The sequence below is a fragment of the Psychroserpens citreus genome (assembly GCF_055686305.1).
Map to the genome: position 1 here is coordinate 3,139,135 of NZ_CM145999.1, position 26,170 is coordinate 3,165,304.

27 protein-coding genes and 2 tRNA genes are annotated in these 26,170 nt (G+C 33.2%); 15 read left to right on the forward strand and 14 right to left on the reverse strand.

Going from position 1 to position 26,170, the window contains the following annotated elements:
- Window positions 1–7: 7 nt before the first annotated feature.
- From ACTU6T_RS14025 to ACTU6T_RS14045, 5 genes are read right to left on the reverse strand one after another with little or no spacing between them, the layout of a single operon-like run.
- On the reverse strand, window positions 8–1,369 hold the full coding sequence (locus ACTU6T_RS14025) for a methylmalonyl-CoA mutase subunit beta (RefSeq protein WP_460218822.1): 1,362 nt from the start codon (window positions 1,367–1,369) through the stop codon (window positions 8–10).
- Window positions 1,369–1,668, reverse strand: coding sequence for an FtsB family cell division protein (locus ACTU6T_RS14030; protein ID WP_460218823.1), 300 nt, complete (start codon window positions 1,666–1,668; stop codon window positions 1,369–1,371). The genes ACTU6T_RS14025 and ACTU6T_RS14030 overlap by 1 nt, the downstream gene beginning before the upstream one ends.
- Complete coding sequence (gene udk, locus ACTU6T_RS14035; RefSeq protein WP_460218824.1) at window positions 1,668–2,276, reverse strand: uridine kinase; 609 nt, start codon at window positions 2,274–2,276, stop codon at window positions 1,668–1,670. The genes ACTU6T_RS14030 and udk overlap by 1 nt, the downstream gene beginning before the upstream one ends.
- A 50-nt stretch (window positions 2,277–2,326) precedes the next feature.
- Window positions 2,327–2,785 carry a c-type cytochrome gene (locus ACTU6T_RS14040; RefSeq protein WP_460218825.1) on the reverse strand — a complete coding sequence of 153 codons (459 nt, stop codon included), beginning with the start codon at window positions 2,783–2,785 and terminating at the stop codon, window positions 2,327–2,329.
- Complete coding sequence (locus ACTU6T_RS14045) at window positions 2,782–3,888, reverse strand: PQQ-dependent sugar dehydrogenase (RefSeq protein WP_460218826.1); 1,107 nt, start codon at window positions 3,886–3,888, stop codon at window positions 2,782–2,784. The genes ACTU6T_RS14040 and ACTU6T_RS14045 overlap by 4 nt, the downstream gene beginning before the upstream one ends.
- Before the next feature lie 126 nt (window positions 3,889–4,014).
- On the opposite strand from ACTU6T_RS14045, the gene ACTU6T_RS14050 reads away from it, so the two are divergent.
- The 3 genes from ACTU6T_RS14050 to ACTU6T_RS14060 all read left to right on the forward strand — a co-directional run bounded on the left by ACTU6T_RS14050 (window position 4,015) and on the right by ACTU6T_RS14060 (window position 4,889).
- A tRNA-Pro gene (locus ACTU6T_RS14050) sits at window positions 4,015–4,089 on the forward strand.
- A gap of 9 nt (window positions 4,090–4,098) precedes the next feature.
- A tRNA-Arg gene (locus ACTU6T_RS14055) sits at window positions 4,099–4,172 on the forward strand.
- 279 nt (window positions 4,173–4,451) lie between these two features.
- Window positions 4,452–4,889, forward strand: a complete 438-nt coding sequence (locus ACTU6T_RS14060) for a hypothetical protein (RefSeq protein WP_460218827.1) — start codon at window positions 4,452–4,454, stop codon at window positions 4,887–4,889.
- On the opposite strand, the gene ACTU6T_RS14065 is transcribed toward ACTU6T_RS14060, so the two are convergent.
- Genes ACTU6T_RS14065 through ACTU6T_RS14080 form a run of 4 tightly spaced genes read right to left on the reverse strand, consistent with a single transcriptional unit; the run spans window position 4,890 to window position 8,385 of the window.
- Window positions 4,890–6,068, reverse strand: coding sequence for a THUMP-like domain-containing protein (locus ACTU6T_RS14065; RefSeq protein WP_460218828.1), 1,179 nt, complete (start codon window positions 6,066–6,068; stop codon window positions 4,890–4,892).
- Window positions 6,069–6,075: 7 nt separating this feature from the next.
- Window positions 6,076–7,164: an AI-2E family transporter gene (locus ACTU6T_RS14070; RefSeq protein WP_460218829.1), complete on the reverse strand. Its 1,089-nt coding sequence runs from the start codon at window positions 7,162–7,164 to the stop codon at window positions 6,076–6,078.
- 32 nt (window positions 7,165–7,196) lie between these two features.
- Complete coding sequence (locus ACTU6T_RS14075) at window positions 7,197–7,697, reverse strand: TrmH family RNA methyltransferase (RefSeq protein WP_460218830.1); 501 nt, start codon at window positions 7,695–7,697, stop codon at window positions 7,197–7,199.
- Window positions 7,698–7,713: 16 nt separating this feature from the next.
- Window positions 7,714–8,385, reverse strand: a complete 672-nt coding sequence (locus tag ACTU6T_RS14080; protein WP_460218831.1) for a DUF4159 domain-containing protein — start codon at window positions 8,383–8,385, stop codon at window positions 7,714–7,716.
- Between the two features lie 25 nt (window positions 8,386–8,410).
- Here ACTU6T_RS14080 and ACTU6T_RS14085 point away from each other — a divergent pair, with 25 nt between their 5' ends.
- The gene (locus ACTU6T_RS14085) at window positions 8,411–9,139 is read left to right on the forward strand and encodes a DUF1223 domain-containing protein (protein ID WP_460218832.1); all 729 of its coding nucleotides are present in this window, start codon (window positions 8,411–8,413) and stop codon (window positions 9,137–9,139) included.
- Here ACTU6T_RS14085 and ACTU6T_RS14090 read toward each other — a convergent pair.
- From ACTU6T_RS14090 to ACTU6T_RS14105, 4 genes are all read right to left on the reverse strand, one after another.
- On the reverse strand, window positions 9,134–9,841 hold the full coding sequence (locus ACTU6T_RS14090) for a 16S rRNA (uracil(1498)-N(3))-methyltransferase (protein ID WP_460218833.1): 708 nt from the start codon (window positions 9,839–9,841) through the stop codon (window positions 9,134–9,136). The two genes, ACTU6T_RS14085 and ACTU6T_RS14090, sit on opposite strands and share 6 nt — an antisense overlap.
- Entirely contained in the window at window positions 9,841–10,491 is a 651-nt protein-coding gene (locus ACTU6T_RS14095; RefSeq protein ID WP_460218834.1) for a peptidylprolyl isomerase, read from the reverse strand. The genes ACTU6T_RS14090 and ACTU6T_RS14095 overlap by 1 nt, the downstream gene beginning before the upstream one ends.
- 105 nt (window positions 10,492–10,596) lie before the next feature.
- Window positions 10,597–10,977 carry a Rid family detoxifying hydrolase gene (locus ACTU6T_RS14100; protein ID WP_460218835.1) on the reverse strand — a complete coding sequence of 127 codons (381 nt, stop codon included), beginning with the start codon at window positions 10,975–10,977 and terminating at the stop codon, window positions 10,597–10,599.
- Window positions 10,978–10,989: 12 nt separating this feature from the next.
- Window positions 10,990–13,776, reverse strand: a complete 2,787-nt coding sequence (locus ACTU6T_RS14105) for a putative LPS assembly protein LptD (RefSeq protein WP_460218836.1) — start codon at window positions 13,774–13,776, stop codon at window positions 10,990–10,992.
- Window positions 13,777–13,899: 123 nt separating this feature from the next.
- Here ACTU6T_RS14105 and ACTU6T_RS14110 point away from each other — a divergent pair, with 123 nt between their 5' ends.
- From ACTU6T_RS14110 to bshA, 11 genes are all read left to right on the forward strand, one after another.
- On the forward strand, window positions 13,900–15,009 hold the full coding sequence (locus ACTU6T_RS14110; protein ID WP_460218837.1) for an N-acetylmuramoyl-L-alanine amidase family protein: 1,110 nt from the start codon (window positions 13,900–13,902) through the stop codon (window positions 15,007–15,009).
- A 54-nt stretch (window positions 15,010–15,063) separates the two neighbouring features.
- Window positions 15,064–16,008, forward strand: a complete 945-nt coding sequence (locus ACTU6T_RS14115) for an MlaD family protein (RefSeq protein ID WP_460218838.1) — start codon at window positions 15,064–15,066, stop codon at window positions 16,006–16,008.
- Between the two features lie 8 nt (window positions 16,009–16,016).
- Window positions 16,017–17,345, forward strand: a complete 1,329-nt coding sequence (locus tag ACTU6T_RS14120) for a 4Fe-4S dicluster domain-containing protein (RefSeq protein WP_460218839.1) — start codon at window positions 16,017–16,019, stop codon at window positions 17,343–17,345.
- Window positions 17,346–17,347: 2 nt separating this feature from the next.
- Complete coding sequence (locus ACTU6T_RS14125; protein WP_460218840.1) at window positions 17,348–17,686, forward strand: hypothetical protein; 339 nt, start codon at window positions 17,348–17,350, stop codon at window positions 17,684–17,686.
- A gap of 35 nt (window positions 17,687–17,721) precedes the next feature.
- Window positions 17,722–18,513 carry a (Fe-S)-binding protein gene (locus ACTU6T_RS14130; RefSeq protein WP_460218841.1) on the forward strand — a complete coding sequence of 264 codons (792 nt, stop codon included), beginning with the start codon at window positions 17,722–17,724 and terminating at the stop codon, window positions 18,511–18,513.
- Window positions 18,497–18,712, forward strand: coding sequence for a hypothetical protein (locus ACTU6T_RS14135; RefSeq protein ID WP_460218842.1), 216 nt, complete (start codon window positions 18,497–18,499; stop codon window positions 18,710–18,712). Before ACTU6T_RS14130 ends, ACTU6T_RS14135 begins: the two co-directional genes overlap by 17 nt.
- Before the next feature lie 7 nt (window positions 18,713–18,719).
- Entirely contained in the window at window positions 18,720–19,373 is a 654-nt protein-coding gene (locus ACTU6T_RS14140; RefSeq protein ID WP_460218843.1) for a hypothetical protein, read from the forward strand.
- 5 nt (window positions 19,374–19,378) lie between these two features.
- On the forward strand, window positions 19,379–19,864 hold the full coding sequence (locus ACTU6T_RS14145) for an ABC transporter ATPase (protein ID WP_460218844.1): 486 nt from the start codon (window positions 19,379–19,381) through the stop codon (window positions 19,862–19,864).
- A 9-nt stretch (window positions 19,865–19,873) separates the two neighbouring features.
- Window positions 19,874–21,097, forward strand: coding sequence for a phosphoserine phosphatase SerB (serB, locus tag ACTU6T_RS14150; RefSeq protein ID WP_460218845.1), 1,224 nt, complete (start codon window positions 19,874–19,876; stop codon window positions 21,095–21,097).
- 130 nt (window positions 21,098–21,227) lie between these two features.
- A complete protein-coding gene (locus tag ACTU6T_RS14155) occupies window positions 21,228–24,182 on the forward strand; it encodes a glycoside hydrolase family 3 N-terminal domain-containing protein (protein ID WP_460218846.1) in 2,955 nt (984 codons plus the stop codon).
- 12 nt (window positions 24,183–24,194) lie between these two features.
- Window positions 24,195–25,331, forward strand: coding sequence for an N-acetyl-alpha-D-glucosaminyl L-malate synthase BshA (gene bshA, locus ACTU6T_RS14160; protein ID WP_460218847.1), 1,137 nt, complete (start codon window positions 24,195–24,197; stop codon window positions 25,329–25,331).
- 9 nt (window positions 25,332–25,340) lie between these two features.
- On the opposite strand, the gene ACTU6T_RS14165 is transcribed toward bshA, so the two are convergent.
- On the reverse strand, window positions 25,341–26,153 hold the full coding sequence (locus ACTU6T_RS14165) for a DUF1853 family protein (RefSeq protein WP_460218848.1): 813 nt from the start codon (window positions 26,151–26,153) through the stop codon (window positions 25,341–25,343).
- Window positions 26,154–26,170 lie beyond the last annotated feature (17 nt).

A 26,170-nucleotide genomic window follows, 5' to 3' on the forward strand; every position in this document is an offset into this window, starting at 1 on the left:
TGTTAATTTATTCGGTTTTAAGTCGTTGTTGTTCTAATGTTTCTGCCAAACGTTTTTCAATGATTGGTTCTATCAAGGTTTTGACTGGATTTGTTTTTACAAAAGGATATATTTCTAAATCGTCCTTCATTTTATCTTCTGAATTCGGATGCTTGTTTGTGCCTAATAATACAAGTTCACCTGAATCGAATTGTGATTGTTCTTTGGCTGCACTTTCTTTTATTTTCTTTTGAATCTTACCCTCTTTAAGTTGAGAAAGAAATCCGCCATTGGCTTCAATATCTTTAAATAACTCTAGAGCTTTATCGCTCAATTGAACAGTTAAACTTTCAATATAATAAGCACCTTCAGAAGGATTGTCAACTTTATCAAAGTAACTTTCATGTTTTAATACTAAAAGCTGATTTCTAGAAATTCGTTCACCAAACTCATTGTCCTTATGATATATGGCATCATATGGTAAATTTGTAATCGTGTTTGCACCACCTAAAATTGCACTCATACATTCTGTAGTAGTTCGTAGCATGTTCGTATTATAGTCGTATAGGGTTTTATTACGTTTTGTTGGAGTAACATTTATACCACATAGTGTATTGAACCCATATTCATGAGCTAATGCTGCATACAATGCTTTTACGGCTCTTAGCTTGGCAATTTCAAAAAAATAATTGGTGCCAACAGCTATATTAAAAACGACTTGAATACCTGCTTTTTGATCACTGGTTAACCTATCGTGAAGATGATTGCAATACTCATTCACATGAGATAATGCATAAGCTAGTTGTTGTACCATATTGGCTCCTGCATTCTGGTAAAGACTTACATCAATACTAACAGCGTTGGTTTGCTTTACAATTATTTCAAAATGTTGGTGATCGTCTTTAAGATTATGAAACCAGTTTCCAGTTCTAGCTAGATGACCAATAATATCTGTTTGAACTGTGATATTGGGATGAGACGGAATAGATTTTACATATTCCGATGATAAAAACAAAAGTTTTAATGTTAATAGGGTAGATGCTAAATCTATGTCTTGAATCAATAAATTTATATCGATATCTTCAGAAGGTATCACAAATTCAATACATTCGGAACCTCTTTTTATAGCATCAATGGCTTTAGTGTTTGATACTTCAGAATTGGCAACAAATATAGATTGACAAATAGTAAAATTACTTGATTCTGATTCTGATTCTGATACAATAGAATCTAATTCATCAGCATGATAAAATGGTTTCACATCAATACCTTCATTTGTATGCCAGATTAATGTTTCGTTATAATCGGCACCTTTTAAATCGGCTTGAATTTTTTGCTTCCATTGTTTAGAAGATACTTCTGAAAAGTCACGAAATAGTTTTTTATTCATTAGTCTTCTTTAAGTTTTAAACTGTCTTCATATTCAATAATGTAAATATCTTCATTATCTTTTTTCATATAATATTTCTCACGTGCTATACGCTCTATACCGTCTTCGGTACTCAATTCTTTTATGGCTTTTTTATCTTTTTCGATTTCAGCTTTATAATAGGCTTTTTCATCTTCAAGGTCTTGAATATCCTGATTTAATTCACGATGAATCAACAAAGAATTTGAATCTATAAAAAGCATCCATATCGCAAAAACGATAAAGACAATAACGAATATGTTTTTTAAATATTTGAGCATTAATTTAATTTTTCATTGATAATAGTTTTTACTATATCAACTGCTACAGTATTATATTTGTTGTTTGGAATAATAATATCTGCATATTCTTTCATAGGTTCTATAAACTGTTGATGCATTGGTTTGAGCGTAGATTGATACCTAGTTAAGACTTCGTTAATATCTCGACCACGTTCAGAAATATCACGCTTTAAGCGTCTAATGAGTCGTTCGTCACTATCAGCATGAACAAAGATTTTGATATCGAACATATCACGCAATTCTGGATTTGTAAGAATTAGAATTCCTTCTACAATCATTACTTTTCTAGGATTCGTTTTTATTGTATCTCCAGTTCTATTATGCTTTACAAATGAGTATACAGGTTGCTCAACAGGGTTTCCATCTCGTAATTGTTTTAAATGTACTTCTAATAATTCGAAATCTATAGAACGTGGGTGATCAAAATTGATTTTTACACGTTCGTCATAACTCAAATGTGTAGTGTCCTTATAGTATGAATCTTGAGAAATTACACCAACTTCACCTTCAGGCAGTTCATTAAGTATTTGATTTACAACCGTTGTCTTTCCACAACCCGTTCCTCCAGCAATTCCAATAATTAGCATAAGTATATTTTGATTTTCAATAGAACAAATTTAGTAATATTGACAGAAAATTATTCCTCAATTTCTGAAACTTCTTGAACAGTTATTAACGAGTCATTAGAATTTCCCCAACTATTTGTAATATAATTCATTACATCAGCAATTTCTTCATCTTCAAGACCAAGAGGTGTCATAACACCATTATACGTTTTGTCATTCACAGTTATCTCACCTGATAGTCCGTATTTAATCGATTTTATACTTTCTAATCTGTTATTCATCAAATAATCAGATTTGGCAAGTGGAGGAAATGCTTGTGGTACACCTTTTCCATTAGGCATGTGACAACTCATGCAAAAGTCTGTATAAATAACTTTTCCTCTTACTATACTTTCATCAAGTTTAGTGGTAGTTGAAACCTCTTTTTTTGCTTCGGAAAGTGAAACTTTTGAATCTTCTGCTTTTTTATCAGAATCATTACAGGAAGTAAGAAAAACACTTCCGATACATAATGCTATTAATGCTCTCATTTGGTTTTAATAAGTTTCACAATTCCTAGATGTTCTATACCAACATAAATATAGCCATCAGGCCCTTGATTAATTGATCGTACACGACCTAAGCCATTTAACAGACGTTCTTCTTTAATAACTTTCCCGTCTTTTATATAACAGTTGTCTAAGTACTGAAATTTTAGTGAGCCCACCAACAAATTTCCTTCCCATCCTTTGTACTTATTACTAGAAATAAATACCATACCGCTTGGTGCAATAGACGGTGTCCAATAGTGGAGTGGTTGTTCCATTCCAGATTGTGTAGTTTTGTCTGTAATTTTTGTCCCTATGTAATTTACACCATAAGTTATTACAGGCCAACCATAATTTTTTCCTGATTCAATAATGTTAATTTCATCACCTCCTTTTGGACCATGTTCATGTGTCCAAATGGCTCTTGTTTTAGGATGAATTGTCATGCCTTGCGGATTTCTATGTCCATAAGAGTAGATAGCTGTCTTTGCATTTACACTATTTACAAATGGATTATCAGAAGGGACAGAGCCGTCATCATGCAAGCGGTATACTTTTCCACCGTCACGTGTTATGTCTTGAGGGTTCACATCGCGATTTCCTCTCTCGCCAATAGTAAAGTAGAGGTAACCATCATCATCAAAAACAATTCGTGAGCCAAAATGTTGTCCTTTGGTAGTATTTGGTCCAGCTTTATATAAAACTTCTTTATCAACGAGTGTATTGTTTTTTAGTTTTGCTCGCATTAATGCTGTATGACCACCTTTTTCAGGTCCTTCTGAAGAGGCATAGGTTAAATAAATCCATCCATTAGTTGTATAGTCTGGATGGAGAGCTATATCTAACAAACCACCTTGTCCACGATTATACACCTTTGGAACTCCATTAATTTCTGTTTTTTTTCCATTTTCAAAATGAATAATGTGTCCAGATTTTTCATTGATAAGTATGGAGTGATCTGGAAGAAAGGTAAATGCCCAAGGGTTATTCAAATTGGAAACGACTAATTCGTAAGTATGATTATTATTAATAGCAGTTTTGTCTTGAGCGCAAGCTATAAGACTAACCAAACCTATTATAAAGGCGTATTGTCTAACAAATTTCATTAAAATTAATTTTATGCTTAAATTTAATAATAAAAGTTGTCAATTTTTAAAGAAAAGATTTATATTTGCACCTCGAATTTTGAGGGACATTAGGTTCTAATGACTCTAAAAAGTTGATAACCAATTCGGGGTGTAGCGTAGCCCGGTTATCGCGCCGCGTTTGGGACGCGGAGGTCGCAGGTTCGAATCCTGCCACCCCGACTTTATTGAGGGCTCTTAGCTCAGCTGGATAGAGCACCTCCCTTCTAAGGAGGCGGTCGAAGGTTCGAATCCTTCAGGGCTCACAGAATCCCTTTCATGTATTTGGAAGGGATTTCTTGTTTTTAAAAACGCCGAATACTAATTTAGTATCCTGAATTCTAATATTATACTTGCATTTTTTGTGAAAATATTAGTTTCATAAAAAACACACTGTTTATCAGTGATTTAGGAGTGTATTTCATCGATATTTCCGATTGAAAATAGTATTTCATCGATTATTTTGTACATTTAATCGACAAAATAGTTTGCTTTATTCATTTTTAGGCTTACATTTGTTTTATATTTCATTAAACCCCAAATCGATGAAAAACCTACTTAAACACACAATTGCATGTGCAATTGTTATGACTACATGTTTTAGTTGTTCTGTTGAACCACTAGAAAACGAAGAACAATTCGAGAATTCTATTTCACTTGAAACTGCAGATGCTGGCAATAACCAAGATCCTTGCTCTGGTCAAGACCCACAAGCTCGAATAACTAATAACGGAACGGTTAACGTGACATTACAAATTGCCACTATTGATGGTACCGTACTGCATACAGTTCAGGACTTAGCTCCAGGTAATAGTTCTAGTTATTTAATGTTTGCAGAAGGTGATATTATCTTTAATATTTCAAAAAACACAACTGGCATTGCCGATGAAAAAGTCGTCTACGCTATGGGAGAGTGTATGAGTTTTGATATTGAAGTAGACACTGATAACTATTTAACAAACGCAATTCCAGTAAATCTCTAGTTAGATTTTTGAACAGACTAGGACAATTTTATCATTAAGACAGTTAGTCGTAAAGAACAAGTAGTTAGAACTACCATCTTTAATACGATGCTTCTTTCTGAGCTGTTGCACGGTTTCAGGAAAATTTCTAGTCGTTATATTGGCTTGCTTGATATTAAGGGCTTTTATATTTTTTTTATTGTAAGGTAATATGTTATCTATTTTAAAAATTCGTCCAGGAAAATCAATCAAGTCATTGCTAGTATATAAATGAGAGTGTTGATGTAATTTATTCAAGCCAAAGTATTGCGCAACACTATTAAACCCACCTGACTTGAGAATAGAAGCGTTGGGTTCATAAAGATAGGTTAATGGTTGCTCGTAGTTAACTTGAGTACGTGCTTCTTCATTAGTTAAAAAAGAAAAAACATTTTTAGTGTCCGCTAATATATTAACGGTTTTGATAGTAATGGCACTATCAAAACCGTTTTCTATAATCCATAATAGTTCCTTAACTTCATTTTTTACAGATATAATATGAATGGTCTTTACAAATTGAAGTTCTTTTATCCCAACAGACAAATCCAATAGTGGAGAAGTTTTAATAGCAATATGCTTACTAAAACTTAACAAAGAATGGATATGCTTTGGCACATCTGGCAGGCAATCTCTTAAAAAGAATACCTTTCCTTTACTATCATGCCGTCTAGATGGGTCTATATAAATCCAATCATAATGTACATTATCTCCTGTTAAGTAATCTATACCATTGGCGCAAATAGTTTTGATATTGCTTACTCCTAACTGTACATTGTTATGCGCTACAATATGGGATAATTCAGAATTAATCTCACAATGTGTAACGTGTTTAAACTGCTTTGAAAAATAAAAACAATCAACACCAAATCCTCCAGTAAGATCAATTATGGATGTTCCTGTAAATAATTGGGATTTATAGGCTGCTGTAACTTCAGAAGAAGTTTGTTCAATATTAAGTTTATTTGAGTAATAGATTTGTTTGGTAGAATACCAAGTAGGTAACTTTTGTTTACTCTTAGTTTTTGCTTCAACTTGCTCTACAATTTCTTTTGTTGTTACACCTTCAAAACTCGTGCCTTTAAGGAGTAATTTTGAAATATCACTGCTCAGGTGCTCATTAATAAAAGCTTGAATATTAGTATTTAAGATTTCAGAATTCAAACAATAATTATAATCCTTGTGTTAATTTTTTAACCACTTTGTTATCCGACAAAAACTCTTTTAATATGACTTTAATTGCCGTATAACTTGGCACTGCAACTATCATCCCAACGACACCAAATAGTAATCCAGCAATAATTATGATCAAGAAAATTTCTAGTGGGTGTGATTTAACACTTTTCGAAAAGATATAAGGCTGACTAAAGAAGTTGTCAATTAATTGTGCGATGACAATAACAATTATCGTATAAATGATATTTGGTAAGACAACATCATTAAAACTATCTCCTAAGTTATTAGTCATGACTAATAAAAGCATTAATGCACCTCCAATTAATGGGCCTAAATAGGGCACCAAATTAATAAGGGCACATAAAAACGCAATAACGACTGCATTTTTAACACCTATTATAAGCAGTCCAATAGTATAAATCACAAATAAGATTAAAATTTGGAAAAACAAGCCCACAAAGTAGCGAGATAACAAGTCTGAGATTTTTGCAAAAGAGCGTTTAGTTTTCGATTCTTTTTCATTGGGAACTAAAGTTAAAATTCCTTGTTGAAATAAATTACTATCCTTTAAAAAGAAAAAGGCAATAAATAAAACCGACATCAATCCAACACTAAAACTACCGATACCAGATACAAAATTATTTAAAAAGTTAGGAATAATACTATAATCTAGGTTAGATAGAATCTTAGATTCTTTGATAGCTTGTTCAGCATCGATGTGATTGAGCTCTAAGTATTGGATGGTTGCTTTATATAATTCTTCAATATTGGTTTGTAATTGGTTGATATCCAAAAGCGACAGGTTTTGACCTTGCTCAATTAATAATGGAATTAACAAGCCTATGATACCGACAAAAACCCCTATAAGAAGCAACATTGTAGTTACTACAGCTATTGCATTTCCGAATTTTAAACGTCGTCTTAAAAATATAACAATAGGTCTTCCAATGAGCGAAATTACTGCTGCAATAAGGATATATACGATGACCGATTGTATTTTATATAAGAAATATAACACTAAAGCAATGGCCACAATAATACCAACAGCTCGCAAAATGCCATTGGCAATGGTTCTAGAATTCATAGAGTTGTTTTTACTTTATAAATATAAAGACTTTATTTAATTTGTTTAGTGATTTCGTATAAAGTTATACTTGTTGCTTGCACAACATTCATACTGCTATTTTGTCCGTACATATCAATATGAATTACCGCATCACTCGCATTCAATATGGCTTCAGAAATTCCAAAATTTTCGTCACCAATAACAAGAGCGATTGGTGTGTTCTTCGGAAATTGATATTCACCTAAAGTCTTGCTGTGTGTTGTGATTTCGAGAGCTATAATGGTATAACCTTGTTGTTTTAGTTCAGAAACAAAATCAACGGCATTAGGTTTTACCTCATAATTAACTGATTTTTCAGTAGCTCTTGATGTTTTTGTCATTTTACGACCTAAGAGAACCTGTTCGCCGCAAAAAATAAGTTTTTCAATACCAAAAGCATCCGCTGTACGGAATAGACTTCCAGTGTTAGGTGCATTGGTCACATGCTCACATATTAATGTAATAGGAAAGGTGCGTTTTTTAAAATGAGTAGAGTAGTGGTCGAGTTGCATTCTAAATTTTCACTAGCTAGTTTTCAAAAGCAAATTTCACAATATTGGCACCCATTTTAAGAGCTTTTTCTCTAACATCTTCTGGATCGTTATGAACTTCAGGGTCTTCCCAGCCATCGCCTAAATCACTTTCAAATGTAAACAATAATATAAGTCTAGATTCATGAAATATCCCTAAAGCTTGAGGTCGTTTTCCATCGTGCTCGTGGATTTTAGGTAAGCCTTCAGGAAATTTATAAGCCGTATTAAATATCGTATGATCTTTTGGCAATTCGACCAATTCTTGATTTGGAAATACTTTCTTCAGTTCTTTCTTAATATAAGGCTCCATTCCATAATTGTCGTCAATATGGAGAAAACCGCCAGAAATTAAATACGTCCTTAAATTTTCTGCATCCTCATCTGTAAAAAAGACATTACCATGTCCTGTCATATGTAATAGTGGAAATTGAAAAATATCAATACTTCCAACCTCAACAGTTTGAGGCTTTGGGTTCATTTTTGTTTTGATATTTTCATTGCAATATGCGATTAAATTTGGTATTGCTGTTGGATTGCTATACCAATCACCACCTCCTTTATATTTAACTATTGCTAAATCTTGAGCAGCTAATGAATGGCTTGTTAAACTTATCACAAGAATAACAACAACTGTAAGATTTCTAAATGTATTCGAACTAAATCTCATATCCCAAAAATAAAAAATAAGTGCTATGAAACATATCCTTTTAACGTTATTTATGATACCGCTGCTTTTTTCTTCGGAAACCTTAGACGGTTTTCCTCCAGTAACTGTATTAGAACTCTATACGTCTCAAGGTTGCTCAAGCTGCCCTCCAGCGGATAGATTACTCACACAAATTGAAACTACAAACCAAGCAAGTAATATCATAGCTTTATCTTATCATGTGGATTATTGGAATTATATAGGCTGGAAAGACCCTTTTAGCAAATCTGAATTCAGTAATAAACAACGTCGTTACAGTCAAAAGTTTAATAGTAGCTCTGTCTATACACCACAAGTGGTTGTTAATGGCAAAACACATTTTGTTGGCTCAAACCCTAGTAAGATGAAAAGTCAACTAGATAAACATAGTAAGATTCCTGCGGAAAATCGTGTTGACCTAACAGCAATTGCTACTGAAAATGGAGAGATATTCTTTGATTATAATGTTCAAGGACGTATAATTAACAAATCAATAAGAATCGCTTTAGTCATTGAAGAACGGATTACTAAAATTTCAAGAGGCGAAAATCGAAACCGCACCTTAAAAAACTCAAATATTGTAGTCTCAGAAACTATTTTAAAACTGAAATCTGAAAAAGGAAGTTTTAGTCTAACTATTCCAAAATTGGTAGAGCCTGAAGATGAATTGAAATTAGTTGTGTTAATTCAAAATACTGATTTAGAAATTGTTGGGGGCTCTCAGGTGAATTTATAGTTCATTGGTGTAAACTACAGAGTGACACGCTACAATAGCGGCAGTTTCTGTGCGTAATCGTGTTTCACCTAGCATAACAGGCTTAAAATTGTTCTTAATGGCTAATTCTATTTCTTTAGTGCTAAAATCACCTTCAGGACCAATGAGTATAGTAACATCTTGATTTGTTTTTAGAGCCTGTTTTAAGGATAATCGTTCTGTCTCTTCACAATGTGCGATAAAGGTTTGCCCTTCATTTGATTGTTTAATAAACTCTTTGAATGAGACCGCCTTATTCAATATAGGCAAGTAACAGTGCAAAGATTGCTTCATTGCCGATTGCAATATTTTTTCAAAACGCTCGGCCTTTATGATACGACGCTCACTATTATCACAAAAAATTGGAGTAATGACATCAATTCCAATTTCTGTAGCTTTTTCTAAAAACCATTCATAGCGATCATTCATTTTAGTTGGTGCCACAGCAAGGTGAAGTGTATACTCTTTTTTGGGCTGGAAAACTGTCGTTTTTATACTGGCTATACAGTTTTTAATACCGGCAATATTGATTTCCGCAGAAAACAGCCAACCTTTACCATTCGTAATATTAAGTGTGTCTCCAATTGATTTACGTAATACTTTTACAATATGCCGACTTTCCTCTTTAGAAAAACGAATTTCAGTATCTGTTGATTTTAGATCTGCATTATAAAATAATTGCATTACTCTCTACTATTTCTTGCTGGTTCAGTAACTTTTAATACTTTAGCTTCTTCGATCAGTTTTTTATCTTGAGTCATGAGCACCACATAATGTGCTTTGATTTCTGGAATATCAACAGTGAACACATCATTAACACTATGTGACCCATCTAAAACCTGCTTTTCAAACTCTGGATGCAAATCACCATAAGTAAACCATCCTAAATCACCACCACGTTTGGCAGTATTATCCATTGAATAACGTTTTGCTAAATCTGTAAATCGATAACCTTGGTTGTATTTAGATACAACATCTTTCCGAATAGCATTAATATCTTCTGATGGTATTTTATTTCCATCAAGATATACACAGCTTACTCTATAATAAGGAATCTCGTACTTTTCAATAACTTTATAATAGGTTTTCTGCGGACTGTCTTTAAAATATTTTTTGGAGCCAACACTCATGTTGAAGATTTTTTCTGCCATTTGTGTTTTATGTTTTTCCTCATTAAAAACAACAACTTTTCCTTTGGCTTTTTTATGCTTTTTAAAAAACAAATTAACATCATCAAGTGTATGAATAGAGTCTAGTGATTTTTCAAAATCTTTCTGAGCAAATGACACAGAAACAAATAAAAGCAATGTAATAGTAAGTAAATATTTGAGCATAGTAAATGGTTTTAACATGCTTCAAATTTAAACCGATGATGTTATGATAAAACACTTCGGCAATGAAGTTTTTAAGAAATGATTGTTTATAACTTTACAAGTGACTTACTTTACAGCAATCATGCTAATCTCAACATTGACAAATTTAGGCAAATTTGCAACTTCTACAGTTTCACGTGCAGGAGCAGTTTCTGCATTGAAATACTTCCCGTAAACGTCGTTAATTTCTGAGAAGTTATTCATATCACTAATAAAAATTGAAGTCTTAATTACGTTTTCAAACGTCATATCTGCAGCTTCTAACACAGCTTCCAAATTTTGCATAACTTGTTCTGTTTCCGAAGATATAGAGTCTAAGACCAACTCGCCCGAAGTTACATTTATTGCTATTTGTCCTGATGTATATAATGTGTTTCCTGATAATACAGCCTGATTATAGGGTCCAATAGGAGCAGGAGCGTGAGGTGTATTGATGATTGTTTTCATAATATAGTATTTTTAAAGACGTTGATCTCGTTGCCTACGTTTATCATATTTAAGATCCTTAAGTAAGTTAGAACGGATTCCAATAAAGAAGTTCCAAGATTTATAAGTTCCAAACGGCACCCAACTAAAATTCATTCGCCAACTTAAAAGATCTCTCTCAAAACGCAATTGAGTTTGAGTAAAGCCTTTATTTACAAAATCGTAACCAGATGAAGCTCCAACAGACCATCGTGGAGATAATTCGATATCACCAGAAAACATTAGCGAATTATTTGATATGGTATTCTGTCGCGACGAATTGGAATAATTCACAGCATATGCTAGCCGTAAGCTCCAAGGTATTTTGTAATTATAAAGTTCTGAATCTTCATCATCTTTACTCTTGTCTCTATCGTCATCAGATAAACGTTGGTCAGCAAAATCTTGAGGCTTCCCAAATAAATCATCAGCACGACCACCATTTCTTAACGACTCTTGAGTGGCTCGATCATCATTACCACTATTACCTTCGAAAGATTTACTAGTTAGAGAATAACTAATATTTAATGACGCGGAAGTTAACCTAAATAAACTTCCCCCATTATCAATATTAAAGCGGTCAATTTTTCGGTTATTATTATCTAAAGCATAAGGGTCTAGAACCATCCCAAAATTGACATTCATTTTATCTTTCAACAATGTTGTACCTCCTGAAACTCGTAGCGGACTCCATTGTAATGAATCACCAGCAAAATTGTATGAGGTAGAAAAGTTAAGATTATTTAAGAGCTTAATCTTTTTGGGTTCAGTTGCAGTACTATCTCTATCTCGCACCTTGGCTTCAAAATTATTTCCTATAGAAATCCCCATAGAACTAGAGAATGTTCGGTTAGGAGTACCAAAAAGAGAGCCTTCAAAACGCGTATAGGTTTCTCGTTCTACATCGCCAACTGTTGTTCCATCTGCATCTACTACCTCGAAGGTATCATAATATTGATCAAAAGCAGGATTGATATTATAACTTATAGATGGTCTCATGACATGCCTTATTTTTTGAATTCTCGGGTCTTTGCCCTCTTTTTCAAAATTAAACATACCATAAATGGTTGTCCCAATACTCGTACTAAAATTATAGGTAAAGAAACGGTCAAATTGATTTAGATCTTCCGTAACAATATCTCCATTATCGTCTTGGAATCTATTAATTGTATTTAGTGTCCAGTTTTCTTCAAAATTCGCACTAGCGCTCATGCTGAAATACTTAAATACTTTAAAGTTAGTTGTGATTGGAATAGAGTGCAATGCTCCAATACGTGCATCATCGAACATCTCCGATTTAAAAAATAAAGAATCTGTGGTTTGAATTCTATTTTCCGCTCTTACATTATATTGGAGGTTGATATTTTGAATGAATCCTTTTTTGGTTCCAACTTGAGGTGCAAACGGAAACATACGACCAACACTACCTTGAAAGGTTGGTAAAGTCATATTAATTTGTTCTGTATTGGTGTTTTGAGAATGAGTAGCCGTAAGATTCATATTAACTTGAGGCTCACCTTGAAATGTCTTAGAATATGACACAGACGAGGCTAAAGTATTGTTTTGAGTACTCGGTAAATTTAACTGATTAATCGATTGTTGGAAATATCGACTACTACCTAAGTTCACAGATGCCGAAAATCGAGAATTCGGATTAGATTTTGCATCTTGAGAATGTGACCATCTAATATTATAGATTGTAGATTTAGAAAAATCAGGAAACCCTCGTTCGCCATTGATCAAATTTTCATATCTAAAACTTAAATTACCTCTAAATTTATAACGTAATCCATAATTAGATTCTAAACGCAATCCGTAACTACCATTGGTATAATAATCCCCAAGAACCGCCAAATCTACATAATCACTAATCGCAAAATAATAGCCACCATTTTGTAAAAAATAGCCTCTATCAGTATTTCCCAAATCTTGCCCAGGTGTAGGCATGATAATACCTGAGGTCTGTTTACTGGTCATAGGAAAATAAGCAAAAGGTAAACCTATTGGAGTAGGGACATCATAAATGAAAAGATTGGTTAAGCCTGTGACGACTTTTTTTCCAGGAACCACCTTGGCATTTCGCATGAGGAAATAGTATTCTGGATCTTCTTCATTTTCAGAAGTGGTAAAACGTCCATTTTGAATAAATAGAATGGAATCATTTTCCATCTTAGTTTTCTCAGCAATAATGTAACCACCACTTTGTTCGGTCTTAGAATTAAAAACCAACGCTTTTTTGGTAACCGTATTAAAAATGATTGAATCTGGCTCAATCACACTTTGTCCTTGGGTAAACACAGGCTTTTGCGTATATACATCAGAAGTGTCTTTTAAGCGTCCAGCATAAACTAGGTTTTTTCCATGATCTATAACAATAATACCCGCTTTAATATTCATGTCGGTATAGGTGACTTCAGCTTCGTTATATAATGTAGTTTGGTTTTCTTTTTGATTCATTCTTACAAAGTCCTTGGCTTTGTAATTGACAATACCTTCTAAGGTTTCCTTTTTTTTCTTCTTCGGAATAGAATCACTTTGAGTGCTATCAACTTCTTTAAGATTTACTTGAGGATTCAATAATGAATCTACCTTAACAACTACTAGTGAATCATTTTGAGGTTTGGGTTTAATAGGTTCCTTAGGTTTAGGCAACTCTTGAGCGAAGCAAAACATGTTAATAAACATGGTAAAACTTAGGGTAAAAAGTATGTGTAAGCTTTTTGTACGCAATGCTTTTAAATGTATTTTTGCTAAAGTATGGCTCGGTTTTTGAATTGCCAAAATTACATATATTTTTTATGATTAATTTATAATTCAAATAATTTATCAAAAGTTTCTAAAGCCTATGTACACTAGTATTTTTGAGACTTAAAATAAACCGAGTTAGATAACCGTTAAACACGTATGAAAACGACACTACATTATATATTCGTATTAACAGCCTTGTTATTTACAAGTATTTTAACATCTGCTCATGCCTTTCAAAATAAAAGCGACAAATTTGTTGTAGTTCTTGATGCTGGTCATGGAGGACATGATTCTGGGAATTTAGGTAGTGGCTATAAAGAAAAAGATATTGCTTTAAATATTGTAAAACAAATAGGTAAGACCTTATCAAATAATAAAGATATTAAGGTCATTTATACCAGGACGAAAGATGTATTTGTAACCTTGAGAGGTCGAGCAAAAATTGCTAATGATGCTGATGCCGATTTGTTTGTATCTGTGCATTGTAATGCGCATAACTCTTCGGCAAATGGTACAGAAACTTTTGTTTTGGGATTGCACGCCAATCAGCGAAATTTTGAAATAGCAAAGAAAGAGAACGAAGTGATCTTTTTAGAAGCAGATTACGAACAGCACTATGAAGGGTTTGATCCAAATTCACCGGAGTCAGTTATTTCTTTTGGGATAATTCAAGAGCAATATTTAGATCAAAGTATTAGTCTTGCACGTCACATTGAAGATAATTTTAAAGCACAGCAAAAGCGTAAGAGCAGAGGTGTGAAGCAAGCTGGTTTTTGGGTGCTACACAATACTTATATGCCTAGTGTATTAGTAGAAACAGGATTTTTAACTTACAAAAAAGAAGGGGCTTATTTACATTCTAAAACAGGTCAATCCAAAATGGCCAAATCTATAAGTGATGCCATTTTGGATTATAAGAAACAATTAGATTTAAATGTTGGTGATAATATATATAATGATTTAGATACAACTCCAACCGAGGTAGAGCCTCAAATCATCGATAACGTTGTGTTTAAAGTTCAGATTGCTGCGAGTTCCAAAAAATTAGAGCCAAAGTCATATAATTTTAAAGGGCTATCAGATATTTCCCGAGAAAAAGTTGGTAATTTCTACAAGTACTTTTATGGCTACACATCTGATTATAGCAAAATAAAACAGTTTCAAACTCAAGCAAAATCAAAAGGATATAAAGATTGTTTTGTGGTTGCCTTTAGAGATGGAATAAAAATAGATGTTTCCGAAGCATTGAAATCTGACTCTAATTAAATCCATTCTTTATATATTTATTGCTAATTTTGTTATAACCCAAAATTGTAAGATTTGAAAATTTCAAGAGAAGTAAAAACAGCGATACTCGTACTTTCGGGTATTATATTATTGATATTTCTATTCAATTATCTTAAAGGTGAAAATCTATTTGAATCACCTAACACCTATTACACAGAATTTGACTACAATGCATTGAGTTCGTCATCTCCTGTTACAGTTAAAGGAAATGCTGTTGGTAAGGTTAAAAAAATAAGCTACGACTTTAATAGTGGAAAAACAAAAGTTGCTTTTACAGTTAATGATCAACTCGTGTTTTCTAAAGACAGTAAAGTGAGATTGTACCAAACCGGACTCATGGGCGGAAATGCACTTGCCATCATCGTTAGTAATGAAGGTGAACAAGCAAAACCAGGAGACTTTTTGAAATCTGAAATAAAAGAAGGCTTAGTCAATAAACTTAGTGATAATTTTTCTGGATTGAGTAGCAACTTAGATACAACACTTAAATCTGCTGACACCTTGTTGGTGAGCTTAAATAATTTAGTTGTTGACGACTCTGAAGATGGCCTTCAAAATGCTATTAAAGAACTCAACGCTACGATGAAATCCTTTAAGTCTGTTGCGTATTCTATTAATTCGCTAGTCAATAAAAATGACGAAAAACTTGCAGCTGTACTCAATAATTTTGATTCAATATCTAGAGATTTGTCCGTTATTACAAGTGATTTAAAAACTGTAGAATTTTCTAAACTGGTAGATAACCTTGATAACACATTGGCATCTGTGAATAGCCTTATGGCTAAAGTTAATAGTGGCGAAGGTTCAATAGGAAAACTTTTAAATGATGAAGGATTGTATAATAACCTTGAGGCAGCATCGAAAGAAATGGAAGAACTTGTTAGGGATATTAAGTTACACCCAGCACGATACAGACGAATTCTATCAAAAAAAGAAATACCATACACACCACCAAAAGAAGACAATCAAAATAATTAACCTTTAATATGGAATATGTACCAAGACTATTATTTGCCATTGCAGTAATCATTGGCATTGGATATTTTGCCAGAAATGTTAGAAAACTTATTCGCAACATTAAGCTTGGACGTGATGTAGAAATCAACGATAATAAATCACAACGTTGGAAGAATATGGCTATGATTGCTTTAGGACAAAGCAAAATGGTAAAGCGACCAATTGCTGGTATTTTGCATATTATTGTTTATGTAGGTTTTGTGGTTATAAATATTGAAGTTTTAGAAATTATCATTGATGGCCTTACAGGAAAACACCGAATATTTTCTTCGGCAGGAGAGATTTATGATATATTAATTGGGACTTTCGAACTTTTAGCATTTGGAGTTTTGGTTTCAGTAATGATCTTTTGGATACGACGTAACATTATTAAGTTAAAACGTTTTTTAAGTTCAGAAATGAAAGGTTGGCCTAAAAATGATGGAAATATCATCTTATATTTTGAAGTCGTACTCATGTGTTTGTTTCTAACTATGAATGGTGCAGATCTTCAATTGCAACTAAATGGAGCAGAGGGTTATCCAACTGCCGGTTCATTCCCAATTAGCCAATGGTTACTGCCAGTTTTTGATGGCATGTCTAATGCAACACTTATTATCATAGAGCGTACGGCTTGGTGGCTTCATATTTTGGGGATTCTAGTGTTTTTGAATTATTTATACTTCTCTAAACATTTACATATTCTTTTAGCGTTTCCGAATACATACTACGGAAAACTAACACCAAAGGGACAATTTGAAAATAATGAAGCTGTAACCAAAGAAGTAAAAATGATGATGGATCCAAATGTAGATCCATTTGCAGCACCACCAGAGGGAGCAGATGTAGCTGTTCCAGCAAAGTTTGGTGCTAGTGATGTTCAAGACTTAAGTTGGCATAATTTATTAAATGCATATACATGTACAGAATGTGGACGTTGCACAAGTGAATGCCCTGCTAATCAAACAGGTAAAAAACTATCACCTCGTAAAATCATGATGGACACACGTGATCGTCTTGAAGAAGTAGGTAAAAATATAGATGCAAATAAAGGCGAATTTAAAGATGATGGTAAGCAATTACTAGGAGACTATATTTCTAATGAAGAGCTTTGGGCGTGTACAAGTTGCAATGCTTGTGTTGAAGCTTGCCCAGTGAGTATCGATCCTTTAAATATCATCATGCAAATGCGTCAGTACTTGGTTATGGAGCAAAGTGCAGCTCCAATGGAGCTTAATAATATGATGACCAATATTGAAAATAATGGAGCTCCTTGGCCATACAATCAAATGGATCGTTTAAACTGGAAAAATGAGTAATAATGTGCGGTTTTCTTCGGAAATATCAACGTATAGCACTTTTCATCTTTTGTATGTATAGTGCACATTTAAATGCACAATCGTATAAAAAAGACTCATTACAGATTAAATCATATACGCTCATTGAATATCGCAATAGTGAAGTAAAACAGATTGAGCTTTTAAAAGTAATCTGCGATTATTGTACAGATTTTCAAAAAGAAGCGATAGGAGAAGAAGCTAAAAGGCGTACATTTTTGGAGCGTTATGATCCAAAAAACAAGTTAAAAGATGGCAAAAAAAAACTGGCTATCTATATCAGAATTGCAAAAAAAGATTTTGCAGAAATTAAAGAGAATTAAGAGGGTTTTACCTCTAGCTATATAAATATACACATATGAGCGAATTACTCAAAGTGCCTACAATGGCAGAATTTATGGCAGCAGGAAAACAACCGGAAGTGTTGTTTTGGGTTGGATGTGCAGGAAGCTTTGATGACAGAGCAAAGAAAATTACTAAAGCTTTTGTCAAATTATTAAATAAAGCCAAAGTCGAATTTGCCGTTCTTGGAACCGAAGAAAGCTGTACAGGCGATCCTGCAAAACGTTCTGGTAATGAGTTTTTATTTCAAATGCAAGCAGTAACTAATATTGAAGTTATGAACGCTTATGAAATTAAAAAAATAGTAACTGCTTGTCCGCATTGTTTCAATACTATAAAAAATGAGTATCCAGAATTAGGTGGTCAATATGAAGTTATGCATCATACTCAATTCTTAAAATCATTATTAAATGAAGGTCGATTAACCGTTGAAGGTGGTCAATTTAAAGGAAAACGTATTACATTTCATGACCCATGTTATTTAGGTCGTGCAAATGATGTATATGAAGCGCCTAGGGATTTAATTAGAAAATTAGATGCTGAGTTGGTTGAAATGAAAAGTTGTAAGTCTCGCGGACTTTGCTGTGGTGCTGGAGGTGCACAAATGTTCAAAGAACCTGAGAAAGGTAATAAAGATGTTAATATTGAAAGAACAGAACAAGCTCTTGAAACCAAACCTCAGATTATTGCTGCGGGTTGCCCATTTTGTAATACCATGATGACAGATGGTGTTAAAAACAAAGAAAAAGAAAATGATATCGCTGTAATGGACATTGCCGAATTAATTGCTAATGCCCAAGATTTATAATATGGCTGAGATTAATAAAAAAAGAATACTAACTGCTGGCTTAATAGGTGGCTCTATATTTTCCCTAGTCGTTTTAGGTGTAGATTATTTATTTGGTCGTGGTTTTTCATGGCCAAGATTATTATTCTACTTTATATTTGGTGTAGTGATGTATGGGTTTTTAACCTATCGCAATTTTAAAAAACACAATAAACAATAACGTACTTATGACAAAGCATATTTTATTATTATTAATTCTTGTAATTGCCAATACGGTCTATTCACAAGATAAAACTAGAGACGAAGTATTACAATTAATTGCAGATGATGCTTGCGAATGTATTCAGGATGATGAAACCTTATTTGATAAAGGGAAATCTATGAAGCAAAAGCAAATGGCATTAGGCGTATGCTTGCTAAGAAGTTATAACAAAAGGAAATCTGAATCGAAAGCATTTGAGGAAAAGGGCATTGACGATTTTGAAGGATTAGGAGAAGAGGTAGGGTTAAAAATGGCTTCAACCTGTGGTGATGCTTTTATTGAATTATTTTCAGATGATCAATTAGGTGCTATGCTAGATGATGACGATGATTATGGTGATGTACCTGCGCCTCCAGCAGCAAAAGACGAAAATGATTTAAATATTGAAGCCGAATTATTATCACTTAATAATGACGCTATATCATATATTACAGTTTCTGACTCCTACAATAAAGCTCATACCTTTATAGTTTCTGAGCAATTTGAAGGTTATGAACTCCTAAAAAAATCAAATATTAACAGTGAGTTTAAGATTTACTACAAAGAAGTAAATTTCTTCGATTTAAGTGAGCGTCGCTATGTTAAGAAAAAAGTCATTAAATACATCGAAAAAATATAGACATTATGCTTGTCGATTTTAATACACTTCCTGAAGAATCACGCGTTTGGATTTATCAGGCCAACCGATCATTTACAGATCAAGAGCTTTCAGAAATAAAAGAAAAATTAGACACCTTTATCGAAAATTGGACCGCTCATGGTAGTGACTTGCAATCCGGATATACAATTGAGTATAAGCGATTTATTATAATAGCTTTAAACCAAAATTTGAATATGGCTACAGGTTGTAGCATAGATGCTTCTGTGCATTTTATTCAACAACTGGAAAAAGCGTATAGCGTAGATTTAATGGATAAAATGAATGTGTCTTACAAGCAAGGTGCCTATGTTGCTTACAAATCGTTATTAGATTTTAAAAAAATGGCTAAAGATAAAGCCATTTCTAAAAATACTATTGTATTTAATAATCTTGTCACTAATATTGCAGAGTTTAAAGAAAATTGGGAAGTTCCAGCGAGTGAGAGTTGGCACAGTCGATTTTTAAAATAATTGCATCATATGGCGAACGATATTTTTTTGCTAAACATTTCTGGACAAGATAAACCAGGTTTAACCTCCAGCCTAACTAGTGTTTTATCACATTATGGCGCCAAAGTCCTAGATATTGGACAAGCAAACATTCATGACACTTTATCTTTAGGGTTTCTTTTTGAAATTGAAGCTGGCAATAATTCTGCATCTGTCTTAAAAGATTTATTATTTAAAGCCTATGAACTAGGTGTAACTGCTAAATTCACGCCAATTTCTCTTGAAGACTACGAAAAATGGGTTGGTCTCCAAGGTAAAGATCGTTATATTATTACTATACTAGGTGAGAAACTATCTGCAGAACAAATTTCAAAGGTTACTGAAGTAATTTCAGAAAAAAACTTAAATATTGACGCCATAAAGCGACTTACTGGACGAACCTCTCTTGTTAAAGAAGATGAATACCCAAGAGCCTCTATACAGTTATCGATTAGAGGAAAAATAGACTGCAAAGCTGATTTTACTGAAAAATTTATGCAAATATCTAGAGATCTTGATGTGGATATTGCTTTTCAAGAAGATAATATTTTTAGAAGAAACCGACGCTTAGTCTGCTTTGATATGGATTCAACGTTAATACAAGCTGAAGTCATTGATAAGCTTGCTGAATTGGCAGGTGTTGGAGCTGAAGTAAAAGCAATTACAGAATCTGCCATGCAAGGTGAAATTGACTTTAACCAGAGTTTCAAACGGCGTATGAAGCTATTGAAAGGACTTAGTGAAGATGTCTTACATGAGGTTGCTATCAACCTTCCAATCACAAAAGGTGCTAAGCGACTTATAGATACCTTGAAGAGTTACGGATTTAAAACGGCTATACTATCTGGTGGGTTTACTTATTTTGGTGAATATCTTAAAAAAGAATTAGGTATGGATTATGTCTATGCTAATCAACTTGAAATCAAAGATGGACTTCTAACTGGTGGATATATTGGAGACATTGTTGATGGCAATAAAAAAGCAGAATACTTAAAAGAAATTGCTAAGATGGAAGGTATAGATATTAGTCAGACAATAGCTGTTGGAGATGGTGCTAACGATTTACCAATGCTAAATTTAGCTGGACTAGGCATTGCTTTTCATGCAAAACCAACTGTAAAGGATAATGCTCAAAGCTCTATTTCTAGTATAGGATTAGATGGCGTATTATATCTTTTAGGTTATCATGATAGGCACATCGACTTAATTGAATAGACGTCTTAATTATGTTGTTCACAACCTTGGTTATAAATCTATCTTAAAGTCTTTTATTCTTTCAACTAAAGTACTATTTTGGCATAGTTTTTAGTTCTAACTAAGAACATGTTATTAAAGACTTTAGTTTATGCGATATTTTTTGTCCCTCATACTTACACTTATAATCACCTTACCTACGCTTGCTCAAGATGCTAATCATCCATTAGCTCATAACAATATTGAGGTGCAACAAAAATGGGTTGATAGTGTTTACAACAATATGAGCCTTAAAGAGAAAGTTGGGCAACTTTTTATGGTTCGTGCATTTTCAAATAATAATAAGAGTAATGAGAATCAAATTGCAAAATTGATTAACAATAATCATATTGGAGGCTTAATTTTTTCATCAGGTGGTCCGGTTCGTCAGGCAAAACTCAACAATCTATATCAAGCCATTTCTAAAACGCCATTACTCATTGGAATGGATGCAGAATGGGGTCTAAGCATGCGATTAGATTCGACTTATGCATTTCCATGGAATATGACTTTGGGTGCAATCAAAAATGATAAACTTGTTGAACGTACTGGGTATCATATCGGTGAGCATTGTAAACGCATTGGTGTGCATTTTAATTTTGCTCCTGTTGTAGATATTAATACCAATCCCAAAAATCCTATAATTGGAAACCGATCGTTTGGAGAGGATAGAGATAATGTAACAGATAAAGCTTCTGCCTTTATGAAAGGAATGCAAGATGCAGGTGTTTTAGCCAATGCTAAGCACTTTCCTGGTCATGGTGACACCGATAGTGATTCACATAAAACATTGCCAACCATCAATTTTAATGAAAAACGAATTGATTCTATAGAACTATATCCTTATAAAAAGCTCATTAATGAAGGGTTATCAAGTGTTATGGTTGCACATTTAAATGTACCAAGTTTAGAGCCAAGAGACGGTTTCCCTTCTTCATTGTCAAAACATATTGTTACAGATATCTTAAAAGATTCTTTAGGGTTTAAAGGACTTATTTTTACGGATGCTTTAGAAATGAAAGGAGTTTCTAATTATAGTACTCCAGGTGATATTGATTTAGCTGCTTTTCAAGCAGGAAATGATGTGCTTTTAATTTCTGAAGATGTACCAAAAGCCATTGAAAAAATTATTGATGCGTATAATAACAAAGACATCTCTGAAGAACGTTTAGCACATTCCGTAAAGAAAATCTTAATGGCTAAATATAAGGTTGGTTTAAATAATTATCAACCTATTGGAACGTCAACTTTAGTAAGTGATTTAAACCGCTTGCAAGATGATATATTATATGAAGAGCTTATGGAAGATGCTGTAACTGTACTTAAGAATAAAGAAGAACTGTTACCATTACGTCATTTAGAAACTAAGAAAATTGCTTATGTAGAATTAGGTGATAGTTCGGGTTCAACATTCTATAATGAACTCAAAAAGTACACTAAAGTTCATCAAGTCAAAGCTGATAAGCTAGATGAATTAATTACAAAACTTCAAAACTATAATACAGTTATAGTTGGTTTTCATAAGAAAAATGATAACCCATGGCAAGGCTATAAATTTAAGGATAAAGAACTCGTTTGGCTTTATGAAATTGCTAGAACAAATACGGTAGTTCTCGATGTATTTGCAATGCCGTATTCTATGATTGATTTGGCTACTATCGAAAATATAGAAGGCATTGTGATGAGTTATCAAAATAGTGATATTTCTCAACAGAAATCTGCACAAGTAATTTTTGGCGCTATTCCTGCAAAAGGAAAAGTCCCCGTCTCGTTAGGCAACCATTTCAAAGTTGGTAATGGCATCAATTACAGTTCAATAGCGTCTTTAAGTTACGGATTGCCTGAACGTGTTGGAATGAGTTCCGAAAAATTAAAAAAACTAGATTCTATTGCTACTTATGCAGTAAACAATAAAATGACACCTGGTATACAGCTATTGGTAGCCAGAAAAGGAAAAGTGATCTATAATAAGAATTTTGGAAAGCATACTTACACTGGGAAAGAAAAAGTAAAATTTGATGACATTTATGATGTCGCTTCACTCACCAAAATTTTAGCTACATTACCTTTATTAATGGAGTTGGAAGAAAAAAAAGTAGTTTCATTAAACACAAAATTATCTCGAATTCTTCCAGAGTATCAAAACTCAAACAAAAAAGATGTTACAATTAAGCGGATGTTGTCACACTATGCGCAATTGCGTCCTTGGGTACCATTTTATACTGCGACTTTAGATTCTGTGACCCAAAAACCAGATCCAAAATATTATAGAAGAGTAGGCACACCTCGTTTTAGTATAAAAGTAGCAGACGAATTGTACTTGCGTCATGACTATCCAGATTCAATCCAAAAAGTTATTGTTGAATCCGAATTATTATCTCGATTACGTTATCGCTATAGTGATTTACCATACTATATTCTTAAAAAATATATTGAAGGTTATTACAAAAAACCTTTAAATGAATTGGTTCAGCAACATTTTTATCAGTCTTTAGGAGCCAATTATACCACCTATAATCCATCTACTAAGTTTAGTGATAAAAACATCATACCTACAGAGATAGATGATTATTTCCGTTATCAAGAAGTTCATGGTTATGTGCACGATATGGGAGCAGCTATGCAAAATGGTGTTGGTGGTCATGCAGGTGTGTTTAGCAATGCTAATGATGTAGCCAAGATTATGCAAATGTATCTCCAAAAAGGATTTTATGGAGGTAAACGATACTTAAAAACGGAAACTATTGATAAATTTAATACTTGTCATTTTTGCCATAAAAATGTAAGGAGAGGAATAGGTTTCGACAAACCACAACTAGGAGATGACGGTCCAACTTGTGGTTGTCTATCTATGACAAGTTTTGGACATTCAGGTTTTACAGGAACTTATGCTTGGGCTGACCCAGAAGAAGAGATTGTTTATATTTTTCTAGCCAATAGAACTTACCCTAAGGCTGGTAAAAATTTATTATTGAGAGAAAATATAAGAACTGAAATACAACGTCTTATCTATGAAGCGATTATTGATGAAGAATTAGATAGTGATATTGCTGAACACAAAAATTAGAAAATACATTATATGCGAATAGGAATTGTTTGTTATCCAACGTTTGGAGGTAGTGGTGTAGTTGCCACAGAGTTAGGTTTGGAATTATCTAAACGCGGACATGAAATTCATTTTATTACTTATAGTCAACCTGTACGTTTGGAATTGCTAAGTAATAATGTACATTATCATGAAGTAAACGTTCCTGAATATCCATTATTTCTGTATCAACCCTATGAACTAGCCTTATCAAGTAAATTGGTAGACATGGTAAAGCTTCACCATATTGAGGTCTTACACGTACACTATGCAATCCCTCATGCTTATGCAGCTTATATGGCAAAGAAAATGCTCCAAGAAGAAGGGATTTATGTACCCATTGTTACTACACTTCATGGAACTGATATAACACTTGTAGGAAGTCATCCATTTTATAAACCTGCTGTAACATTTAGTATTAACAAATCGGATGCAGTGACCTCTGTTTCTCAAAGTTTAAAGGAAGATACCTTGCGATTATTCGATATCAAAAAAGATATTAATGTGGTTCCTAACTTTATAGATTTAGCAAAATACAAACCTAATTTTACTGATTGCCAACGCGCTATGATGGCAACAGATCAAGAAAAAATTATTACGCATATCAGTAACTTTAGAGAAGTAAAACAAATTCCTGATGTCATTAAAATATTTTATAATATTCAAAAGGAAATTCCAGCCAAATTAATGATGGTTGGAGAAGGGCCTGAACGCGAACCAGCGGAACGATTATGTGAACAACTTGGGATAAGTGATAAAGTGGTCTTCTTCGGAAACAGTAATGAAATAGACAAAATCTTATGCTTTAGTGATTTATTTTTATTGCCTTCTTTAACTGAAAGTTTCGGATTATCTGCATTAGAAGCTATGGCTTCTGGAGTTCCGGTTATTTCAAGTAATACAGGTGGTATTCCTGAAGTGAATGAACATGGTGTTTCTGGTTTTTTAAGCGAGATTAATGACATCGACGATATGTCAAAAAATGCATTATATATCTTAAAAGAAGACGCACATTTAGCTCAATTTAAGACCAACGCAAAACAAGTGTCTAAGCGTTTTGATATTCATCAAATCGTGCCACAATATGAAGCCATATACGAGGATACTTTAAAAAAATGCTTAATTATATAATAGCAGTAATTACCACCAAACCAAAAAGCATTTAGATAGCTTTGAGTTGTTGCATTTCAACCAAAATAGTGGTGACTGTTTATTATCTAATAACAAAGTTGCTCTGTCTTTAAACGTTAGTTGATCTATCCAAATTACATCGTCTTCTGGCTCTAAAAACCAATCTAATTTTTCTGGAATATAGAATTTATAATCTTTAAATTTAGACAATTGCGCGATGGTGATATAAAAACCACAAATACAATCGCTATTTAATAATTCAAAACATATGTTTTGCTGATATGGTACAAAGAGCTGCGCCTTGAATAAGACTCGCTGTTCAAAACTTATATGATCAAGATCTAACTGCTTTAATGCTGATTTACACGCTTCAGAATAGAGTAGTGGTAATTGTTTTTTTTGAAGTTTATTTAATTTTTCTTGAAGGCTGTCTTTTTGATTAGGACCTATCCACCTTTCTATTTCTGTATGACCTCTAGTATTATCATAAAGATAAAATTTATATATGATTTCTAGGTGAATTGGTACATCATTCAGCATAATAAGGACATCCAGTTCTCCGAGTGTCAGCTTTTCCTTTCGAATTTGAATATTTTCAGCAAAAATTTCAATGGCATCACAAGTGTCTATTTGATTAAATACAAACTGCTCTGCTAATTGACCTAAACGTAATCGTTTTTCCAATTTCCGATGAAAAATAAGAGAATAATCTGATGGTACTTCTAACTGCTCAAAATTTAAAACTGAGGCATTCTTCCAAAGCAATGCTGTTTGACAATAGGCAAGATATAAGGTTTGAAGGTGTTTCGGACTTAAATTCATATTAAGTCGAAATTACA

What these genes read in the sequence shown, in the direction of transcription:
- ACTU6T_RS14025 (WP_460218822.1), bottom strand. Translation starts at nt 1,369, where the DNA reads ATGAATAAAAAACTATTTCGTGACTTTTCAGAAGTATCTTCTAAACAA.
- ACTU6T_RS14030 (WP_460218823.1), bottom strand. Translation starts at nt 1,668, where the DNA reads ATGCTCAAATATTTAAAAAACATATTCGTTATTGTCTTTATCGTTTTT.
- udk (WP_460218824.1), bottom strand. Translation starts at nt 2,276, where the DNA reads ATGCTAATTATTGGAATTGCTGGAGGAACGGGTTGTGGAAAGACAACG.
- ACTU6T_RS14040 (WP_460218825.1), bottom strand. Translation starts at nt 2,785, where the DNA reads ATGAGAGCATTAATAGCATTATGTATCGGAAGTGTTTTTCTTACTTCC.
- ACTU6T_RS14045 (WP_460218826.1), bottom strand. Translation starts at nt 3,888, where the DNA reads ATGAAATTTGTTAGACAATACGCCTTTATAATAGGTTTGGTTAGTCTT.
- ACTU6T_RS14060 (WP_460218827.1), top strand. Translation starts at nt 4,452, where the DNA reads ATGAAAAACCTACTTAAACACACAATTGCATGTGCAATTGTTATGACT.
- ACTU6T_RS14070 (WP_460218829.1), bottom strand. Translation starts at nt 7,164, where the DNA reads ATGAATTCTAGAACCATTGCCAATGGCATTTTGCGAGCTGTTGGTATT.
- ACTU6T_RS14075 (WP_460218830.1), bottom strand. Translation starts at nt 7,697, where the DNA reads ATGCAACTCGACCACTACTCTACTCATTTTAAAAAACGCACCTTTCCT.
- ACTU6T_RS14080 (WP_460218831.1), bottom strand. Translation starts at nt 8,385, where the DNA reads ATGAGATTTAGTTCGAATACATTTAGAAATCTTACAGTTGTTGTTATT.
- ACTU6T_RS14085 (WP_460218832.1), top strand. Translation starts at nt 8,411, where the DNA reads ATGAAACATATCCTTTTAACGTTATTTATGATACCGCTGCTTTTTTCT.
- ACTU6T_RS14090 (WP_460218833.1), bottom strand. Translation starts at nt 9,841, where the DNA reads ATGCAATTATTTTATAATGCAGATCTAAAATCAACAGATACTGAAATT.
- ACTU6T_RS14095 (WP_460218834.1), bottom strand. Translation starts at nt 10,491, where the DNA reads ATGCTCAAATATTTACTTACTATTACATTGCTTTTATTTGTTTCTGTG.
- ACTU6T_RS14100 (WP_460218835.1), bottom strand. Translation starts at nt 10,977, where the DNA reads ATGAAAACAATCATCAATACACCTCACGCTCCTGCTCCTATTGGACCC.
- ACTU6T_RS14110 (WP_460218837.1), top strand. Translation starts at nt 13,900, where the DNA reads ATGAAAACGACACTACATTATATATTCGTATTAACAGCCTTGTTATTT.
- ACTU6T_RS14120 (WP_460218839.1), top strand. Translation starts at nt 16,017, where the DNA reads ATGGAATATGTACCAAGACTATTATTTGCCATTGCAGTAATCATTGGC.
- ACTU6T_RS14125 (WP_460218840.1), top strand. Translation starts at nt 17,348, where the DNA reads ATGTGCGGTTTTCTTCGGAAATATCAACGTATAGCACTTTTCATCTTT.
- ACTU6T_RS14130 (WP_460218841.1), top strand. Translation starts at nt 17,722, where the DNA reads ATGAGCGAATTACTCAAAGTGCCTACAATGGCAGAATTTATGGCAGCA.
- ACTU6T_RS14135 (WP_460218842.1), top strand. Translation starts at nt 18,497, where the DNA reads ATGCCCAAGATTTATAATATGGCTGAGATTAATAAAAAAAGAATACTA.
- ACTU6T_RS14140 (WP_460218843.1), top strand. Translation starts at nt 18,720, where the DNA reads ATGACAAAGCATATTTTATTATTATTAATTCTTGTAATTGCCAATACG.
- ACTU6T_RS14145 (WP_460218844.1), top strand. Translation starts at nt 19,379, where the DNA reads ATGCTTGTCGATTTTAATACACTTCCTGAAGAATCACGCGTTTGGATT.
- serB (WP_460218845.1), top strand. Translation starts at nt 19,874, where the DNA reads ATGGCGAACGATATTTTTTTGCTAAACATTTCTGGACAAGATAAACCA.
- ACTU6T_RS14155 (WP_460218846.1), top strand. Translation starts at nt 21,228, where the DNA reads ATGCGATATTTTTTGTCCCTCATACTTACACTTATAATCACCTTACCT.
- bshA (WP_460218847.1), top strand. Translation starts at nt 24,195, where the DNA reads ATGCGAATAGGAATTGTTTGTTATCCAACGTTTGGAGGTAGTGGTGTA.
- ACTU6T_RS14165 (WP_460218848.1), bottom strand. Translation starts at nt 26,153, where the DNA reads ATGAATTTAAGTCCGAAACACCTTCAAACCTTATATCTTGCCTATTGT.